Consider the following 17,808-nt stretch of genomic DNA (forward strand, 5'->3'; position numbering starts at 1 on the left):
TGCCCCTGGTCGTCGCGCTCCGGGGGCTCACGGCCGGCCCAGCCGCCGGAACCGCGCGGGGGCGTCGCCGCCCTCGACGAGGTCGACGAGGATCGACCCCACGAGAGGCGTGAACTTGAAGCCGTGCCCGGAGAACCCCGCCCCCACCACGACGGGGCCGACCCGGTCGAGCACGAAGTCCTCGTCGTCGGTGGTCGTGTACGTGCAGCTGATCGGGTCGGCGGTCTCGGCGTCGACGCCGGGCAACCACTCGCGGGCGTACCGCCGCAGCTGCTCGAGCTGCCCGGGGTCGGGTTCGAACGACCGGCGGTCGGGGTGCACGACGGGTCCGGCTCCGTGCCAGCCCGCCTTGACGCCCTCGCCCGGCGTGAGCATGCCGTAGACGACGCCCGGCCACCACGACTCGCCGGGTCGGTCGGGGTCGGGACGGTGGTTGACGCTCGGCCACACGGCCTCGGCGTCGGTCACGGTGAAGTGCGCCGGTTGCTCCTGGGTCACGGTGAGGCGGGGGAGGCGGACGAGGCCCCCGACGACGTCCTCGGTCCAGGCGCCCGCCGTCACCACGACCCGCCGGGCGACGATCTCGTCGTCCGCCGTGACGACCCGGACGCGCTCCGGCCCCTCGACGTGCAGGCCCGTGACCGGCGTCGACCAGCGCAGTCGCGCCCCGTGGGCCTCGGCCGCCCGGGCGAGGACCGTCAGGGCCTCGGCGGCCCGGATGCGTCCGCTGCCCGGCACGTGCAGCACCTCGGTCTCGAAGCGGATGCCCCTCCCCCGCTCCCCCGCCTCGGCGGCGTCGACCAGTTCGCTGGGGACGCCCGCGTCGACGTGCAGGGCCCGCATCCGACGGAGCATCGCCGGGCGACCGTGGTTGACCACCCCGACGAGGTCGAGCAGCGGGGTGCCGGTCTCGTCGGCCAGCGCGTCCCACCGCCGCCGCGCCTCCTGCACGAGGGCGACGTAGTCGGCGTCGTCGTAGGCGACGTTGAGGTTCCGGGTCGCGCCGTGGGAGGCACCCCGGTGGTGCCCCTGCTCGAAGCGCTCGACGAGCACGACCTCGTGTCCGCGCGACGCGGCCTGCCAGGCCGTCGCGAGGCCCATGGCGCCGCCGCCGACCACGACCAGGTCGACGTCGACGCGGGACGGACTCGGCTGACCGGACGACATCCCCCGAGCATAGGAGGCGCGGTGCGGCGGCGCCCCCGGCTCACGCCCCGTGGCACGCCCGTCCCCTGGCCCGCCGACGGGGGCTGCTGTGGCCGGGCCGCGTGCCGGTAACATCCCTCGACGGCCGCCACGGGACGCGGCTCGCGCAGCAGCAGGGGGAACTCGTGGACCGACCAGACGACCGGACGACGACCGAGGGGGCCTCGGACGCGACCCCCGTGTCCGTCGTGGCCGAAGGACTCGTGCAGCGGTTCGGTCCGCTCGAGATGCGCGTCCTGCCGAGCGACTACCCCGCCGGCGCCGTCGGGGTCCCGGGAGCCGGCCACCCCGAGATGCTGCGCGTCCGGCTCGGCGCCACCGAGTTCGTCGACCTGGGGCACGACGGATCGCACTGGTTCGCGGTGCCCCTGCGCATCGACGCCTCGGGGCCCACGCCCCTCGAGCAGCGGCGCCGGGACCCCCTCGTCGTCGGGGTGGGCGAGGAGACGTCCGTGGTGCTCGACGCGGCCTCGGCCATGGTGCGACGGTGGGCCGCCCTGGTCCCGCCCGCGTCCCGTCTGGGCACGGCCTGGCCCGCACCGCAGGCGTTCGCGTCCGGTGCCGTCGCGGGTGCCCCGGCACCGAGGCGACGGCGGGGCGTGCTCCTCGGCGTGCTGGGTGCGGTGGGCGTCCTCGCCTTCGGCGGGATCTGCTTCGCCCTCTACCAGGCGAACGGGGGCGAGGGAGGCGTGATCGAGACCGGTTCCGAGCTCGTGAGCGAGCTCACCACCGGGGACTGCTTCGACATGACGGAGGGGATCGACGACGAGTACCAGACGTTCGTCGACGTGACCGCCTGCGGCGAGGTGCACCACTTCGAGGTGTTCGCCGAACCGGTCCTGGACGACGAGGCGTTCCCCGGCGACGACGAGGTCGGGCAGCTCGGCGACGACGCGTGCTTCGAGGTCTTCGACGACTACGTCGGGTCCGCCTGGGAGGACTCGGCCCTCGACTACGGCTGGTTCACGCCGACCGAGGACACCTGGGCCACCGGCGACCGCGAGGTCACCTGCTACCTCGCGACCGCACCCGAGGGTGAATCGGCCAGCCTGGCGGGCAGCGGGCGCTGACCTGCGCGGCGGGGTCGAACCGGCGACACGAACGGGGCGGCCCCGTCCGCCGTCGACCTGCGATGATCGGCGGATGACCTGGCGCAAGCTCCTCAAGGCGTTCCCCACCGTGATCCTGGTGGTCGACATCCTCATCAGGATCGTGTCGGTGGCGGTCGTGCCGCGCAACCGGCGACCGAGTTCGGCCATGGCGTGGCTGCTGGCGATCTTCGTCGCCCCCATCCCGGGCAGCGTCCTCTACGGTCTCCTCGGCAGCACCAAGCTGCCGAAGGACCGGCGGGACAAACAGCGTGAGATCAACTCGCTCATCCTCGAGAACACGCAGGGTCTCGACAACCGCGTGCCGACCGACACCCAGCCTCCGTGGTTCGGGACGGTCGTCCAGCTGAACCGCACGCTCGGTGCCATGCCCCTCATCCCCGGCAACACGACGCGGCTGCTGCCGGACTACGCCGGATCGATCGCGGCCATGACCGAGGCCGTCGACGCGGCCGAACGATACGTGCACGTCGAGTTCTACATCTTCACGCGCGACGAATCGACCTTCCTCTTCTTCGATGCGCTCAAGCGTGCCCACGACCGTGGCGTGAAGGTGCGGGTGCTCTACGACCACTGGGCCACGATCCGCAACCCCCAGGGCCGGGTGACGCGCACCTGGCTCCGCGACTCCGGCATCCGTTTCGAGGAGATGCTGCCGTTCCACCCCACGAAGGGCATGTGGCGCCGACCCGACCTGCGCAACCACCGCAAGATCGTGGTCGTCGACGGCGACGTGGCGTTCACCGGCTCGCAGAACATGACCGACCCCAGCTACAACAAGCGCGGCAACATCCGACGCGGCCTGCAGTGGAAGGACCTCATGGTGCGGCTCGACGGTCCCGCCGCGATCGGCCTCAACGCGCTCTTCATCACCGACTGGTACAGCGAGACGGACGAGTTGCCCACGGACGCCGGGGCCGAGCCGCCCGTCGAACGACGCGGGGGCGACGACGCCTACGAGTGCCAGGTCGTGCCGAGCGGACCCGGGTTCGACGGGGAGAACAACCTGCGGTTGTTCAACGCCCTGGTCTACGGCGCGCAGGAACGCCTCATCATCGCGAGCCCCTACTTCGTGCCCGACGAGTCGATGCTCTACGCCATCACCACCGCGGCGGAGCGCGGGGTGGACGTGCAACTCTTCGCCTGCGAGGTCGCCGACCAGTTCCTCGTCTACCACGCGCAGCGCTCGTACTACGAGACGCTGCTGCGGGCCGGGGTGCGGATCTTCCTCTACGAGAAGCCGATCGTCCTGCACTCGAAGCACTTCACGGTGGACGACGACGTCGCGGTGATCGGCTCGAGCAACATGGACATGCGGTCGTTCAGCCTCAACTTCGAGGTGTCGCTCATGGTGCGCGGAGCGGGCTTCGTCGACCAGGTCCGCGAGGTCGAGGCGGACTACCGCGCGAAGTCGCACGAGATCACCCTGGCGAGCTGGCTGACGAGGCCCGCTCCCCTGCAGGTGCTCGACAACGTCGCGCGCCTCACGGCGGCGGTGCAGTAGGTCCGCCGTCTCCGGGCTGCCCGGCCAGGGGCGGTCGGCCGGTGGACGGTCGACGCCCTGAGGGGCAGAGTGTCGGCATGGACCAGAAGGAACACCTCAGCCGGTACCTGACCCGTTCGCGCGACGACCTGGTGCGCAAGCTCGACGGACTGTCGGAGTACGACGTCCGTCGCCCGCTGGTGCCGAGCGGCACCAACCTGCTCGGGCTGGTCAAGCACGTCGCCACCGTGCAGCTCGGCTACCTCGGCGACGTCTTCGGGCGACCGAGCGGCATCGAGACGCCGTGGTTGACCGACGAGAGCGAACCCGAGGCCGACCTGTGGGCGACTCCGGACGAGAGCCGCGGCTTCGTCGTCGACCTCCTGCAGCGGTCGAACGCCCACGCCGACGAGACCGTCCGGGCGTTGCCGCTCGACGCGCCCGGCGACGTCCCCTGGTGGGGACCCGACCGCCGTGCCGTCACGCTGCACCAGATCCTCGTGCACCTGACCGTCGAGACCGCCCGGCACGCCGGCCACGCCGACGTCGTCCGCGAGTTGATCGACGGCGGCCTCGGCAACGGCCCCGCCGACCCGAACGTGCCGGACCGCGATGCCGACGGATGGCGACGACACCACGACCGCGTCGAGGCCGCCGCCCGCGCCGCAGGCCACTGACCGCCCCGCGCCACCGTTCACCGCCGGCCCGCGCGCCCCGACCCGTGACGTCGGCAATTCCTGCCTCCCGTCGCGAGACCGGCCTGACCGCCCCGCGGGCGGCACGTGCCGCCGCAGGGACCAGGAGTTGCCGACGCACGGGTCAGGCGAACAGCTTGCCGACCTCGGTCGCGAGCTGCTGCGCACCCAGCACGACGAAGAGCACGGCGCAGATCCCCATGAGCGAGTTGCTCACCCACCGGCTGCGCCACTCGGCCGGCGTGCGTGACGAGTTCAGCAGCCAGAGCAGGGTGATCGCGAGGAACGGCATGAAGAGCGCCCCGAGCACCCCGTAGAGCACGATCAAGCCGATCGGCCGGTCCAGGAAGAGGATCGCCATCGGAGGAACCGTGAGCCAGACGACGAAGACCCGGTAGTAGAGGCCGCCGATGCGGCGTCGGGGGTCGTCCGCGTCGAGACCGCGAAGGGTGCCCACGAAGTCGGCGAACATGAGCGACACGCCGTTCCACACGCCGAGGATCGACGAGAACGAGGTCGCGAAGAACCCGATCAGGAAGAACCAGGTCATGAAGGTGCCGTAGCGCTCGCCGAGGACGGCCGCGAGCTGGACCAGCCCCCCTTCTCCGTCGGCCAACGCGATGCCGCCGGAGTACAGGAGCTCGGCCCCGACCACGAGCATCGCGAGGACGAAGACGCCGCTCACGACGTAGGCGACGCCGTTGTCGAGTCGCATGACCTTCATCCAGCCCGGACTGTGCCAGCCCTTCTCGCGCAACCAGTAGCCGTAGGCGGCGAGCGTGATGGTGCCGCCGACCCCGCCGGTGACGCTGAGCGCGACGACCAGCCCGTTCTCGGGGATGGTCGGCACGAGACCGGCCGCGAGTTCGCCGAGGTTCGGCAGGGTGACGATCGCCGAGCCGACCACCGTGACGAACATGAGGCCGACGAAGAAGGCGATGACCTTCTCGAAGAACGAGTACTTGCCGAACCACACCATGACGCCGCCGAGCACGCCGGCGCCGATCGCGAACACCTTGAGGTCGACCCCCGGGAAGAGCGCCTGCAACGGCAGCGCGGTCGAGCTCATCGCGGCGGCCCCGTAGACGAAGCCCCAGACGACGACGTAGACGCCGAAGTACACGCTCGTCCAGCGCCCGAGCGATCGCCACCCCTCGAAGATCGACCGCCCCGTGGCCAGCGACCAGCGCCCGGCGCCCTCGACGAGGGCGATCTTGACGACGACGCCCACGACCACGGTCCAGGCGAGGGCGTAGCCGAAGCGGGAGCCCGCGACGAGGGTGGCGACGAGGTCTCCCGCCCCGATGCCGGTGGCCGCGACCACCAGCCCGGGGCCGATGACGCGCCATCTCTTCGTCGAGACGGGGGTCGTGAGGTCGGGTGTCCGGAGGGCGTCGTCGTCGGCAGCCATGTCGGCCAGTCAACCGGCTCCGACGAGAGGCGACCACCGTCGCGCGACGGATGTCGTCGAATCGTGACGTCTCGGCAAGCTCGCAGGAGGCGCCCCTCGCCAGGTCCGGGTCGGGAGCGTAGCGTCACCGGGGTGATGCCTCCCTCCGCGAGAACCGTCGGCGAACTCAGGCGCTCGGGGCACGTCCCCAAGCCCCTCCGCACCGAGATCCGAGACAACCTGCTCGACGCCCTGCGCGAGGGACGTGATCCCTGGCCGGGACTCCACGGCTTCCGGTCCACGGTCATCCCGCAGCTGGAACGGGCCTTGATCGCGGGCCACGACATCGTCCTGCTGGGAGAGCGCGGTCAGGGCAAGACCCGCCTGCTCAGGACGCTCGCCGGTCTGCTCGACGAGTGGTCCCCCGTGATCGAGGGGTCCGAGCTGGGCGAGCACCCGTTCGAGCCGATCACGAGCGAGAGTCGCCGTCGCGCCGCCGAGCTCGGCGACGACCTGCCCGTCGCCTGGCGGGGACGCGACGAGCGCTACGTCGAGAAGCTGGCGACGCCCGACACGAGCGTCGCCGACCTGATCGGCGACGTCGATCCGATGCGGGTGGCCGAGGGACGCAGCCTCGGCGATCCCGAGACGATCCACTTCGGGCTCATCCCCCGGGGCCACCGCGGCATCGTCGCGGTCAACGAGTTGCCCGACCTCGCCGAGCGCATCCAGGTGGCGATGCTCAACGTGATGGAGGAGCGCGACATCCAGATCCGCGGTTACGTCCTCCGCCTCCCGCTCGACGTGCTCGTCGTGGCCAGCGCCAACCCCGAGGACTACACCAACCGCGGGAGGATCATCACGCCCCTCAAGGACCGCTTCGGTGCCGAGATCCGGACTCACTACCCGGCCGAGCTCGCCGACGAGGTCGCGGTCGTCCGTCAGGAGGCCGACCTCGTCGCCGAGGTGCCGGACCACCTCGTCGAGATCCTGGCGCGCTTCACGCGCGCGCTCCGCGAGTCCCCCTCGGTGGACCAGCGCAGCGGCGTCAGCGCCCGCTTCGCGATCGCCGGAGCCGAGACCATCGCGGCCGCCGCCCTGCACCGCGCGACCCGACAGGGCGAGGACGAGGCCGTGGCACGACCGATCGACCTCGAGACGGCCGTCGACGTGCTCGGCGGCAAGATCGAGTTCGAGTCCGGAGAAGAGGACCGTGCCGAGGAGGTCCTCGAGCACCTGCTGCGGACGTCCACCGCCGAGACCGTCCGTGCCCACTTCCGCGGGCTCGACTTCGACGGGCTCGTCGACGCCCTCGAGTCGGGCGTCATGGTGACCACCGGTGAGCAGGTCACCGCCCGGGAGTTCCTGGCCGGTCTGCCCTCGCTCGGCGAGGACGACCTCTACGACCGCGTCGCCGAACGGCTCGGCGCGACGACCGACGGCGGTCGGGCCGGCGCCGTCGAGTTGGCGCTCGAGGGCCTCTTCCTGGCCCGACGCGTGAGCAAGGAGAGCGGCGACGGTGAAGCGGCCTACGGGTTCTGAGGTGCGACGTGGCTAGGGCGAACCGTCGCCTGCACCGGGCCGCGCGCTACCAGAGGTACGCCGACGGGCCCGACCCGCTCGCGCCTCCTGCCGATCTCTCCGAAGCACTCGACGCCGTCGGACGGGACGTCATGGCGGGCACGAGCGCCGAGGCGGCGCTCCGTGAGTTCCTCCGGCGCGGTGGTCGCGACCAGACCGGTCTCGACGACCTCGCCCGCCGGGTCGCGGAACGTCGGCGGGCCCTGACCCGCGACCACCACCTCGACGGCACGCTCCACGAGGTCCGTGAGCTCCTCGACCGGGCCCTACGGGCCGAGCGCGCCCAGCTCGCCCGGGACGTCGACCTCGACGACGGCGACCGCGCGCTCGCCGAGCTCCAGCTCGACAGCCTTCCGCCGTCCCCCGCCGGCGCCGTCGCCGAGCTGTCGGAGTACCGGTGGCAGAGCCGGGAGGCCCGGGACGCCTACGACGAGATCAAGGACCTGCTCGGTCGCGAGATGCTCGACCAGCGCTTCGCGGGGATGAAGACCGCCCTCGAGAACGCCTCGGACGCCGACCGCGAGGCCGTGGCCGAGATGCTGCGCGACCTCGACGACCTGCTCGACGCCCACGCCCGTGGTGACGACACCCCTGAGCAATTCGACGACTTCATGGCGAAGCACGGGGCGTCGTTCCCCGAGCAGCCGGGCGACGTCGACGCGTTGATCGACGCCCTGGCCGCTCGTGCGGCCGCCGCCCAGCGCCTCCGCAACTCGATGACGGCCGAGCAACGGGCCGAGCTGGACGCCCTGGCCCAGCAGGCCTTCGGCTCCCCCGACCTGATGCAGTCCCTCGAACGGCTCGACGGCACCCTGCGTGCGCTCCGACCAGGGCAGGACTGGAGCGGCTCCGAGGGCATGGACGGCGAACAGGGCCTCGGGCTCGGCGACGGCACGGGGGTCTTCCAGGACCTCGCCGACCTCGACGCGCTCGCCGAGCAGCTGGCCCAGCAGTCGAGCGGCTCGTCGCTCGACGACGTCGACCTCGACGCCCTGCGCCGCCAACTGGGCGAGCAGGCCGCCGTCGACGCCGCGGCCCTGCGGCGGCTCGAGAAGGCCCTCCGCGACTCGGGTGCCCTCCGCCGCCGGGCCGACGGCACGCTGGCCCTGACGCCCCGGGCCATGAGGCAGCTCGGCAAGGACCTGCTGCGCGACGTCGCGGCGAAGATGTCGGGACGAGCGGGGAGGCGCGAGTTGCGGTCCGCGGGAGGCCTCGGCGACCGCTCCGGCGCGAGTCGTGAATGGGCCTTCGGCGACACCGAGCCGTGGGACGTCACCCGGACGATCACGAACGCGGTCACGCGGACCGCCGCCGGGGGCGGCCGGACCGGCGGCGGGGTGCGGATCGAGATCGGCGACGTCGAGGTGCACGAGACCGACGCCCGGACGCAGGCCTGCGTCGCCCTGCTCGTCGACACGTCGTTCTCGATGGCGATGGAGGACCGCTGGGTGCCGATGAAGCGCACGGCCCTCGCCCTGCACACCCTGATCACGTCGCGCTTCCGCGGCGACGACCTGCAGCTCATCGGGTTCGGCCGGCACGCCGAGGTCATGCCGATCGAGCAGCTCGTCGCCCTCGACGCGAAGTGGGACAAGGGTACGAACCTCCACCACGCCCTTCTGCTGGCGAATCGGCACTTCCGCAAGCACCCGACCGCGCAACCCGTCCTGTTGATCGTCACCGACGGCGAGCCGACCTCCCACCTCGAGCCTGGCGGTGAGGTCTTCTTCGACTACCCGCCGCACCCCGTGACCATCCTGAGGGCCGTGGAGCAACTGGACGTGGCCCGCCGCCTCGGCGCGCACACGACGTTCTTCCGGCTCGGCGACGACCCGGGGCTCGCCCGCTTCGTCGATGGGATGGCGCGGCGCGTCGACGGCACGGTGACCGCCCCCGACCTGGACGACCTCGGAGCGGCCGTCGTCGGGTCGTACGTCAGAACACGGGCCACGGAACCGCCGGCATAGGGCCGTGCGGCTCGGGGAAGACGGAGGACGCGAGCAGGCGGGCGCAGCGGTCGTCGAGCGCCTCGAGTTCGTCCGACGTCACGAGCGGCGCGAGGGCCGTCCCCAGGCCACCGGACAGACCGGCCCGGACGCGCTCGACCCCGGCGAGTTCGTCGGTGGTGAGCGGATCGCCGATCCAGCCCCAGAGCACGGTGCGCAGTTTGTGCTCGGCGTGGAAGGTGAGTCCGTGGTCGACGCCGTGCCGCCGCCCGTCGGGCAGCGCGAGCACGTGGGCGCCCTTGCGGTCGGCGTTGTTGACCACGACGTCGAACACGGCCATGCGTCGGAGCGCCTCGGTGTCCTCGTGGATCAGGGCGACCGGTCCGTCGTCGCCGTCCCCCTCGAGGACGAGACGCCATCCGTCGTCGGGCAGGTCGTGGGCCGGCACGAGGTCCACCGCGTCCTGCTCCGGGTCGACGTCCTGCCAGAGCTGGACCATGCCTTCGCCGAGCGGACCGTCACGGAGCCAGGTGCGCGGCACGACGTCCCAGCCCATGGCCTCGGAGACGAGGTAGGCCGCGACCTCACGGTCGGCGAGCCTCCCGTCCGGGAAGTCCCAGAGCGGCCGTTCACCGGCGACGGGCTTGTAGATGACCGACACGTCACCGAGGCGGGCCAGGAAGGACGCATTGGACGCCGTGCGGATGCGACCGGTGAGCTCGAGCTCGACGTCGTCGGACGGAACCGCGTCGGGCACGTCGGCCGGCGCGTCCTCGGTCGACGCCGAGGACATCAGGCCTCGCCGGACAGGATGCAGACGTGGCCCTCGGGGTCGATCGGTTGGCCACAGAAGGGGCAGAGGGGCCGACCGGCCCCGACGATCTCGAGGGTCCGAGCCGCGAACGCCCTCGCCGTGCCGACGGGGATGCGGACGACCAGGACCTCGTCGGGCTCGAGCTCGGCCTCGTCGACGTCGGCGCCGTCCGCCACCTCGACCAGCGGGAACGCCTCGATGACGACCTGGGCGGTGGACGGGTCCCAGCCGAGGCTGAGCGCTCCGGCCCGGAACTCGGGTTCGACGGGTTGGTCGAGCGGCTCGTTGTCGACGAGCTCGACCGGGATGCCGGTGGGCACGCTGACCGGGTTGCCGTCGGCGGCCATCACCTGGTCGAGGATCTCGTCGATCTTCTCGGCGAGTGCGGCCGATTGCATCTTCTCGAGGCCGACGCTCGTGACCCGCGACCCGTCACGGGCCTGGAGGTAGAACGCGCGGGAGCCGGGACGGCCGATGGTCCCGACGACGACCCGATCCGGCCAGTCGAAGGTGTGGACGATGGAGGGCATGCCGCGAGTCTACGAGCGCCCCGCCGCCGACGCTCAGGTCGCGGGAGGCTCGTCGCCGGCGGCGTCGCCGCCCGCCGGACCCGCGCCTCCCCCGACGGCGGCGTCGGCGGCGGGAGCCGCCTGCCGCAGCCACGAGAGGTCGCCCGAGTCCGTGTTCGTCGCGACGACGTCGGGCCGGTTCGGCCCGTAGCGCACGATCGACACCGAGGCCGGGCCGACGCTGATGCGCTGGAACAGGTCGAGGTGCATGCCGTAGGCGTCGGCGAGGATCGACTTGATGATGTCACCGTGACTGACGGCGACCCACACGGCGCCCGGACCGTGTTCGGCCTCGAACGCGGCGTCGTGCCGGCGGACCGCGGCGACCGCCCGGGACTGCATGGTCTGCAGCGACTCGCCGCCCGGGAAGACCGCGGCGGACGGTTGGTTCTGCACGACGGACCAGAGGGCCTCGCCGGCCAGGTCCTTGAGCGGCCGACCCTGCCAGTCGCCGTAGTCGCATTCGGTGATGCCCCGCTCGACGGGCGTCGCCGGCGTCCCGGTCTGACGGTCGAGGATCGCCCGGGACGTCTGACGGCAGCGTTCGAGAGGACTCGACACGACGCCGACGAGCGGCACGACGGCGAGCCGGTCGGCGGTCCGCCGCGCCTGCTCGCGTCCGACGTCGTCGAGCCGGACGCCGGCCGTCCGTCCGGCGAGCACGCCGCTCGCGTTGGCGGTGGTGCGTCCGTGTCGGACGAGGACGAGGGTGGCCATGCGTCGAGCCTAGACACCGGGACCCGCCGTCGACGCCGGACGCCGGCCGCTCGGCGCCGGGGAGGGGCCGACGAGGAGGCGCGGTGCCCGGACGACCGGAACCGCGCCTCCTGCGGGCTGCCGCCCCGGCGTCTCGGCGGAACTACGCGGTGGCGGCGGTGAGGGCCTCGACGAGCGGGGTCGTCGGACGGCCGATCAGGCGGGCGAGGTCGCCGCTCGTGTCGGCGAGCAGCCCGTCGCGGATGTTCCCGTCGAGCGCGACGACGAAGCCGACCGTGCCCTCGTCCAGGCCGAAGCCGCGCAGGCGCTCGGCGTGCTGCTCGGGCGTGAGCGACTCGTAGCGGACGGGTCGGCCCGTGACGGTCGTGAGCGCCTCGGCGAACTCGTCGAAGTCCCAGGCGTGGTCGCCGGACAGCTCGAAGGTGCGACCGGCGGTCGACTCGTCGAGGGCCGCGACCGCGGCGGCCTCGGCGTAGTCCCGACGGCTGGCGCTGGCGAGACGGCCCGCCCCCACGCTCGCGGCGACCACGCCGGAGTCGCGGGCGGTGGCGATCTCGCCGACGTAGTTCTCGGTGTACCAGCCGTTCCGCAGCAGCGTGACGGGCACGCCGGAGGCGGCGAGGTGCTCCTCGGTCGCCTTGTGCTCGGGCGCGAGGATCAGGGGCGAGGTCGAGGCCGCGAGGACGCTCGTGTAGACCATGCGGGCGGCACCGGCGGCCTTCGCGGCGTCGATCACGGCGGCGTGCTGCGGGACGCGCTGGCCCACGGCGTCGCTCGAGATCAGGACGACGACGTCGCCCGCGTCGATGACGGCCGCGATCGTGTCGGGTCGGGTGTAGTCGAGCTCGGCGGTGCGGACGCCGCGCTCGGCGAGGTCGGCCAGCTTCGAGACGTCGCGCGACGTGGCGATGACACTGTCGGGGGCTGCGCCGCGGGCGAGGAGGGACTCGACGACGAGGCGGCCGAGCTGACCGGAGGCGGCGGTGACGATCGTGGACATGGTGTTCCTTTCGGTTGCGTGCCTGGGACAACGACGACGGTCCACCGGGACTTCCCATCTGCAGGTACGCACCTTTTCGTAAGCTACTGACGTGGACGTCGGAATCGTGAACCCTGCCCGCCCTGCACCCTCGGGTCGTTTCCCGGCGGAGTGCCCGAGCCGCGTGGTGCTGACCCACGTGACGAGTCGGTGGGGAGTGCTGATCCTGCTGGCGCTCGAACGCGGGCCGATGCGGTGGGGCGAGTTGCGACGCGAGATCGAGGGCGTCAGCGAGAAGATGCTCGCCTCGACCCTGAAGACCCTCGAGGCCGACGGCATCGTCCATCGCGCCGCCCAGCCGACGATCCCGCCGCGGGTCGACTACTCGCTGACCGAGCGCGGCACCGACCTGGCCGCCCGCCTCGTGCCGCTCATGGACTGGATCCTCGACAACGCCGACGAGATCGTCGCGGGCCGGTGAGCGATCGATCGACCGATCAGGACGACGCCCCCGCTGCCAGGTACGTGGACGCGAGGTAGGCCGTCGCACCCACGATGAAGACGACGAAGATCGGCATCGCGACCAGCAGGAACGTCCTCTCGCGGGGCGGGACGTAGGCACTCGACGCCCGCAGTGTCGACGCGAGCATCCCGACCCCGAGGCCGGGGAAGAGCAACAGCGCGAAGGTCGGCAAGGAGTGTTCGACGCCGTGTCGCCGGTACGGGGTGGTCGTCCACACCGGGACCTGGGTCCAGACGAACACGACCAGGCCGAGCGAGAGGACGATGCCGACGACGAGGGCCACGCGCATCCACCGGACGAGCACCCGACCCCGAGCGACGTCGTCGTCCGTGAGCGGCACCGTGCGGGGCGTGCCGTCGGGCCGGGTCGTCTTCAGGTCGATGGTCACGTGGTCATGCTAGCGAGTCGGGACGGACCGGTCTGCTCGTCCGCCTCGACTCGCCTGCACGGGCGTCCGCCCATCCGCAGCTGGTTGAGTTCGACCTGACGACCGACTCGACGAAGGGGCAGGCAGCACATGGGCATCTCGGAGAAGGACTACGACGTCGCCGTCATCGGCGCCGGTCCGGCGGGCACCGCGGCGGCCCTGCGCGCAGCCGAACTCGGGGCCCGCGTCGTCGTCCTCGAGGCGGGGCGCGAGGGAGGCACCTGCGTGAACACCGGATGCGTGCCCACCAGGGTGCTGGCCAAGACGGCCCGGCTGATCCGCGAGACCCGGCACGCGGACGTCTACGGCGTCGGCGTCGCTCCCCCGACGATCGACTGGGCGACGACCGTCGCGCGCGTCCGGGAGCGCGTCGACGCGGTGCGGTCGATCAAGCGGGAGGCCGAGCGGTTCGAGGCCGCGGGCGTCGAGCTGGTCCACGAGGGCAGGGCCCGGTTCGTCGACGACTCGACCCTCGTCCTCGACAGCGGGCGGACGATCTCGGCGGCGTCGATCCTGATCTGCGTCGGCGGTCACTCGCGCCGACTGCCGATCCCGGGCAACGAGTTGGCGACGGTCCCCGAGCACGTCCTCGACCTGCCGTCCCTCCCCCACCGGGTGGCCGTGATCGGCGCGGGCAACACGGGCGTACAACTCGTGACGGTGTTCGACGCGTTCGGCAGCGACGTGACGCTCCTCGACGTCGCCCCGCGGGTGCTGACGACGTCGGACGCGTCGATCTCGGAGGCGGTCTCCGTCGCGTTCACCGAGCAGGGCATCGACGTGCGCACCGGGATCGACGGCGTCGAGAGCCTCGCCCGAGCCGACGACGGCTCGATCACCCTGACCTGGCGGCAGGACGACGCGCACGCCCGGGCCGACTTCGACGTGGTCGTCATGGCCACGGGGTGGCCGGCGGACGTCGAGGACCTCGGCCTGGAGAACGCCGGGATCGAGGTGGAGCGCTCGTCCGTCCCCGTCGACCGGTACTTCCGGACCGTCGTCCCGCACGTCTTCGCCGTGGGCGACGCCAACGGCCGCGACATGCTCGTCCAGGCCGCCCAGTTCGAGGGGGAGGCCGCCGCCGAGAACGCCGTCCTCGGCGCCAACCGCCGCACGCCGCACCACCTCCTGCCCGCCGGTGGGTTCACCGACCCGGACTACGCCGGCGTCGGCCTCACCGAGGACGAGGCCCGCGAAGCGGACGAGTCGTGCGTGGTCGTCACGATCCCGTACTCGACCGTGGACCGGGCCGTGATGGACGACCGCGAGACGGGGTTCCTCAAGCTGATCGCCGACCGCCGTCGTGAGCTCGTGCTCGGTGCCCATGCCGTCGGTGAGAACGCCGTCGAGGTGGTCCAGGCGGTCACCACCGCCATGGCCGGCGGTGTCGACGTCGCCACCCTGGCGGAGGTGCGGTTCGCCTACCCCACCTACAGCGCGGTGATCGGGATGGCGGCCCGGGCCGTGCTGGCGGATCGCACCGCGCGCTAGGAGTCGGCGGGCGCCGTGACACGATGGACGCTCCGCCCCGACCGAAAGCCACGATGCGCCTCCTCCTGATCCGCCACGGCGAGACCGCCGACAACGTCGCCCGCACCATCGGCTCGCGCCCCCCGGGCCCGCCGCTGTCCCCGCTCGGCCGCGAACAGGCCGCCGACCTCGGGACGGCTCTGGCGGGCGAAGCGATCGTCGCCGTGCACTCCTCGCGCCTGCGCCGGGCCGGTGAGACCGCCGCGATCGTCGCCGAGGGTCGCGGCCTCCCCCACCACGAGGTCGATGGTGCCCACGAGATCGACGCCGGCGACCTGGAGGGTCTGCCCTACGCCGAGGCCCTGCCCCGGTACGCCGGCACCATGCAGCAGTGGTGGACCGACCCGGAGGCGCGCATCCCCGGTGGTGAGAGCGGCAGCGAGTTCACGGCCCGGTTCCGCGGGGCGGTCGATCGGGTCGTGGCGTCGACACCGGCCGACTCGACCGCGGTGCTCGTCTCGCACGAAGCCGCGATCTGCGTCTGGGCGGCCGACACCGCCCGCAACCTCGACGCCGCGTTCAGTCGCACCCACGGACTCCGCAACACGGGGTCGGTCGTCCTCGAGGGCTCGACCGAGGCCGGCTGGGTCGCCGTCTCGTGGGACGGCGAACCCCTGGCGCACTGACGCGCGCGTCCGTCGACGGCGCCGCAGCGCCTCCTAGGGGCCGCCGAGCCAGTGGTCGATCCGGTGGTGGTCCGGCCGGAAGCCGTTCTGGACGCCCCACAGCACCGCCTGCGTCCGACTCGTCGCGCCGATGCGCCGGTAGACCGACCGGATGTACGACTTGACCGTGTTCGGACTGAGGTAGGTCAGTGCCGCGACCTCGGCGTTGCTCTTCCCCTGGGTGATGAGGGCCAGGATCTCGGACTCGCGGTCGGTGATGCCCTCGCGGCGGCCGGGCCAGTCGAGGCCCGGTGCACTCGGCGCCCGCCCCCGCACCTCGCTGACGACGCGCTCGCCCCGGTGGACCGCCTCGAGCGCCTCGACCAGCTCGCGGGCACCGAGGGTCTTCGACAGGTACCCGTGCACGCCCTGCGCCAGAGCCGACTCGACGAGCTCGGGGTGGAAGTTCCAGGTGTAGACGACGACCTTGCCGGCCGCCGGGTTGGCGACCAGCTCGGCGAGCTCGTGGTGGTCGGACTCGGGCTGGGCGAACGAGTCGTACAGGACGACGTCGACCCGGTCGGACAGGGACGTCGTGGCGTCGATCTCGGCGACGACGACCCGGTCGCGGTAGCGGTCGAACATGTGGGCGAGACCGGCGAGCACGACGTCGTAGTCGTCGACGAGTGCGACGGTGATCGACCGGGTCGGAGCAAGGGGCATGAGGACACCATCCCACCCCGAGGGGTGTGCCGCCACACCTCCAGGGGTGGTCTGCTGGGTCCTGCGACACCACGGCACCGACGGTGCCGGTCGCCCATCTCTCCCGGAAGGAGAACACCATGATCGGTCTCATCATCAGCTTGCTCGTCGTCGGCCTCATCGCAGGGTTCATCGCCCGCGCGGTCGTCCCGGGTCGCCAGGGCCTCTCGATCGCCATGACGATCCTGCTGGGCGTCATCGGTTCGTTCGTCGGAGGGTTCCTCGGCTTCCTGCTGTTCCAGCACGACCCCACGGACGGGTTCTTCCAGCCCGCCGGCATCATCGGCTCGATCATCGGCGCGATCGTCGTGCTGGTCGTCTGGGTCGCCGTCTCGGGCCGCCGCGGCGCCGCTCGCCGCTGACCCCGGTCCCGGTCGGGGCGGCCGCGGACGGCCGCCCCGGGGGCATCCTCCTGCCGGCGGCATCCACTGCCCGCAGGACGGAACGACGACCTCGTGCTCAGGCGGGCTCCTCCGCGCTCGTGGTGTGCGGTGCCCCGACGGGCTTGGACTCACTCGAGCCACGCTGGCGGAGGAAGATCGAGAACACGATCATCGCTCCGACCGCCAGGAACTCCGACTGCCAGTTCTGCAGGGTCCTGTTCCAGAAATCCGGGGACGTGACGTACTGGAGCCAGGTCTCGGGTGGTGCGCCGTGTTCCGCGTTCTCCTCGTTCGCGACCACGGTCCCGCCGAGGGACTGTGCGAGCCAGGACGACACGAAGAGGGCGCCCATCACCATTAGGAGCGAGTTCGAGTACACGCTGGATGCCCATCCGCCCCGGCGCGCCCACGCGGGCGACCCCGGCCGCGCGTGGTCTCCGACCGATTGTGCCTCGTCGCTGCCGACGCTCTCGTCCCCCGGTCGCTTCGACTCGGGCGACCCGCGTTGCACCAGCCAGATCGTCGCGGCGACGAACAGGAAGAACTGCAAGAACTCGGACTGCCAGTTCTCGGCCACGTCCACCAGGAAACTCGACGACGACACGAAGTCCCAGTAGGCCACGGGCGGAAGACCGTGCCCCGCGAGTTCCTCGTTGGTGGCGGCGAACCCGGCGAACGACTGGCCCACGAGGGCGGCGACGAAGATCACGAGGAAGGCCGTGCTGAGCCCCTGGTCTCGGATGGCTCGACGCATCCTCGTCACCGAGCCGTCAACGGGACGGCGATCATCACGACGAGTCCCGCGACGATCACGCTCATCCACAGCCAGAAGACGGCGCGCATCCCCCGCGTCGATCCGGCGTCGTCGTCCTGCTGATCGCTCACCTGGTCACCCTCCTCGACGGGAATCGCCACGAGGCAGTCCTACGTCACCGACTGCGCGGCGACAAGGGGCTTGCTTTCTCCTCCGGGTGCTGCTGTCGGACCGTCGCCAGCCACGCGCCGACGACGACGCCCGCAGGCGCGGCCCGACACGGAGTCCGTGCCCCGACGGGCCGTGCGACCGAGGAGAACCGTGGTCGCCCGACC

General features: G+C 72.1%; 19 protein-coding genes. 9 read left to right on the forward strand and 10 right to left on the reverse strand.

Annotated features, from left to right (window positions below):
* Positions 1 to 27: 27 nt before the first annotated feature.
* Complete coding sequence (locus tag OVA02_RS09965; protein ID WP_267658103.1) at positions 28 to 1,167, reverse strand: FAD-dependent oxidoreductase; 1,140 nt, start codon at positions 1,165 to 1,167, stop codon at positions 28 to 30.
* Positions 1,168 to 1,331: 164 nt separating this feature from the next.
* On the opposite strand from OVA02_RS09965, the gene OVA02_RS09970 reads away from it, so the two are divergent.
* The 3 genes from OVA02_RS09970 (at position 1,332) to OVA02_RS09980 (ending at position 4,475) form a co-directional block, all read left to right on the forward strand.
* Positions 1,332 to 2,276: a septum formation family protein gene (locus tag OVA02_RS09970; protein ID WP_267658105.1), complete on the forward strand. Its 945-nt coding sequence runs from the start codon at positions 1,332 to 1,334 to the stop codon at positions 2,274 to 2,276.
* Positions 2,277 to 2,349: 73 nt separating this feature from the next.
* Positions 2,350 to 3,819 carry a cardiolipin synthase gene (gene cls, locus OVA02_RS09975; protein ID WP_056045533.1) on the forward strand — a complete coding sequence of 490 codons (1,470 nt, stop codon included), beginning with the start codon at positions 2,350 to 2,352 and terminating at the stop codon, positions 3,817 to 3,819.
* Positions 3,820 to 3,896: 77 nt separating this feature from the next.
* A complete protein-coding gene (locus tag OVA02_RS09980; protein ID WP_173150915.1) occupies positions 3,897 to 4,475 on the forward strand; it encodes a DinB family protein in 579 nt (192 codons plus the stop codon).
* 142 nt (positions 4,476 to 4,617) lie between these two features.
* On the opposite strand, the gene OVA02_RS09985 is transcribed toward OVA02_RS09980, so the two are convergent.
* On the reverse strand, positions 4,618 to 5,904 hold the full coding sequence (locus OVA02_RS09985; protein ID WP_173150916.1) for an Nramp family divalent metal transporter: 1,287 nt from the start codon (positions 5,902 to 5,904) through the stop codon (positions 4,618 to 4,620).
* Between the two features lie 135 nt (positions 5,905 to 6,039).
* Between OVA02_RS09985 and OVA02_RS09990 the strand changes: the two genes are divergently transcribed.
* Positions 6,040 to 7,425, forward strand: coding sequence for a hypothetical protein (locus tag OVA02_RS09990; protein ID WP_056045542.1), 1,386 nt, complete (start codon positions 6,040 to 6,042; stop codon positions 7,423 to 7,425).
* 8 nt (positions 7,426 to 7,433) lie between these two features.
* Positions 7,434 to 9,431 carry a vWA domain-containing protein gene (locus OVA02_RS09995; RefSeq protein WP_192123562.1) on the forward strand — a complete coding sequence of 666 codons (1,998 nt, stop codon included), beginning with the start codon at positions 7,434 to 7,436 and terminating at the stop codon, positions 9,429 to 9,431.
* Here the strand turns inward: OVA02_RS09995 and OVA02_RS10000 are convergent.
* The 4 genes from OVA02_RS10000 to OVA02_RS10015 form a co-directional block, all read right to left on the reverse strand.
* Entirely contained in the window at positions 9,400 to 10,203 is an 804-nt protein-coding gene (locus OVA02_RS10000; protein WP_267658107.1) for an SCO1664 family protein, read from the reverse strand. The two genes, OVA02_RS09995 and OVA02_RS10000, sit on opposite strands and share 32 nt — an antisense overlap.
* Positions 10,203 to 10,754 (reverse strand): DUF3090 domain-containing protein, encoded by a 552-nt coding sequence (locus tag OVA02_RS10005; RefSeq protein ID WP_159826473.1) that lies wholly within the window; start codon positions 10,752 to 10,754, stop codon positions 10,203 to 10,205. Before OVA02_RS10005 ends, OVA02_RS10000 begins: the two co-directional genes overlap by 1 nt.
* Positions 10,755 to 10,787: 33 nt before the next feature.
* Positions 10,788 to 11,510 carry a histidine phosphatase family protein gene (locus OVA02_RS10010; RefSeq protein ID WP_159826471.1) on the reverse strand — a complete coding sequence of 241 codons (723 nt, stop codon included), beginning with the start codon at positions 11,508 to 11,510 and terminating at the stop codon, positions 10,788 to 10,790.
* 142 nt (positions 11,511 to 11,652) lie between these two features.
* Positions 11,653 to 12,510 (reverse strand): NAD(P)H-binding protein, encoded by an 858-nt coding sequence (locus OVA02_RS10015; protein WP_267658109.1) that lies wholly within the window; start codon positions 12,508 to 12,510, stop codon positions 11,653 to 11,655.
* A gap of 91 nt (positions 12,511 to 12,601) precedes the next feature.
* Here OVA02_RS10015 and OVA02_RS10020 point away from each other — a divergent pair, with 91 nt between their 5' ends.
* Complete coding sequence (locus tag OVA02_RS10020; RefSeq protein ID WP_159826467.1) at positions 12,602 to 12,970, forward strand: winged helix-turn-helix transcriptional regulator; 369 nt, start codon at positions 12,602 to 12,604, stop codon at positions 12,968 to 12,970.
* 16 nt (positions 12,971 to 12,986) lie between these two features.
* Here the strand turns inward: OVA02_RS10020 and OVA02_RS10025 are convergent, their stop codons facing one another.
* The gene (locus tag OVA02_RS10025) at positions 12,987 to 13,400 is read right to left on the reverse strand and encodes a hypothetical protein (protein ID WP_267658110.1); all 414 of its coding nucleotides are present in this window, start codon (positions 13,398 to 13,400) and stop codon (positions 12,987 to 12,989) included.
* A 129-nt stretch (positions 13,401 to 13,529) separates the two neighbouring features.
* On the opposite strand from OVA02_RS10025, the gene OVA02_RS10030 reads away from it, so the two are divergent.
* Entirely contained in the window at positions 13,530 to 14,930 is a 1,401-nt protein-coding gene (locus OVA02_RS10030) for a dihydrolipoyl dehydrogenase family protein (protein ID WP_267658112.1), read from the forward strand.
* A gap of 53 nt (positions 14,931 to 14,983) precedes the next feature.
* The gene (locus tag OVA02_RS10035) at positions 14,984 to 15,595 is read left to right on the forward strand and encodes a histidine phosphatase family protein (protein WP_267658113.1); all 612 of its coding nucleotides are present in this window, start codon (positions 14,984 to 14,986) and stop codon (positions 15,593 to 15,595) included.
* A 33-nt stretch (positions 15,596 to 15,628) separates the two neighbouring features.
* Here the strand turns inward: OVA02_RS10035 and OVA02_RS10040 are convergent, their stop codons facing one another.
* The gene (locus OVA02_RS10040) at positions 15,629 to 16,297 is read right to left on the reverse strand and encodes a DNA-binding response regulator (RefSeq protein WP_043592622.1); all 669 of its coding nucleotides are present in this window, start codon (positions 16,295 to 16,297) and stop codon (positions 15,629 to 15,631) included.
* Positions 16,298 to 16,416: 119 nt separating this feature from the next.
* Here OVA02_RS10040 and OVA02_RS10045 point away from each other — a divergent pair, with 119 nt between their 5' ends.
* Positions 16,417 to 16,698 carry a GlsB/YeaQ/YmgE family stress response membrane protein gene (locus OVA02_RS10045; protein ID WP_056047508.1) on the forward strand — a complete coding sequence of 94 codons (282 nt, stop codon included), beginning with the start codon at positions 16,417 to 16,419 and terminating at the stop codon, positions 16,696 to 16,698.
* 97 nt (positions 16,699 to 16,795) lie between these two features.
* Here the strand turns inward: OVA02_RS10045 and OVA02_RS10050 are convergent, their stop codons facing one another.
* Together OVA02_RS10050 and OVA02_RS10055 are read right to left on the reverse strand one after the other, a co-directional pair.
* Positions 16,796 to 17,473 carry a DUF6766 family protein gene (locus OVA02_RS10050; protein WP_267658115.1) on the reverse strand — a complete coding sequence of 226 codons (678 nt, stop codon included), beginning with the start codon at positions 17,471 to 17,473 and terminating at the stop codon, positions 16,796 to 16,798.
* Positions 17,474 to 17,478: 5 nt separating this feature from the next.
* On the reverse strand, positions 17,479 to 17,634 hold the full coding sequence (locus tag OVA02_RS10055) for a hypothetical protein (RefSeq protein ID WP_267658116.1): 156 nt from the start codon (positions 17,632 to 17,634) through the stop codon (positions 17,479 to 17,481).
* Between the last annotated feature and the right edge of the window lie 174 nt (positions 17,635 to 17,808).

Source organism: Frigoribacterium sp. SL97 (genome assembly GCF_026625765.1).
GTDB lineage: Bacteria > Actinomycetota > Actinomycetes > Actinomycetales > Microbacteriaceae > Frigoribacterium.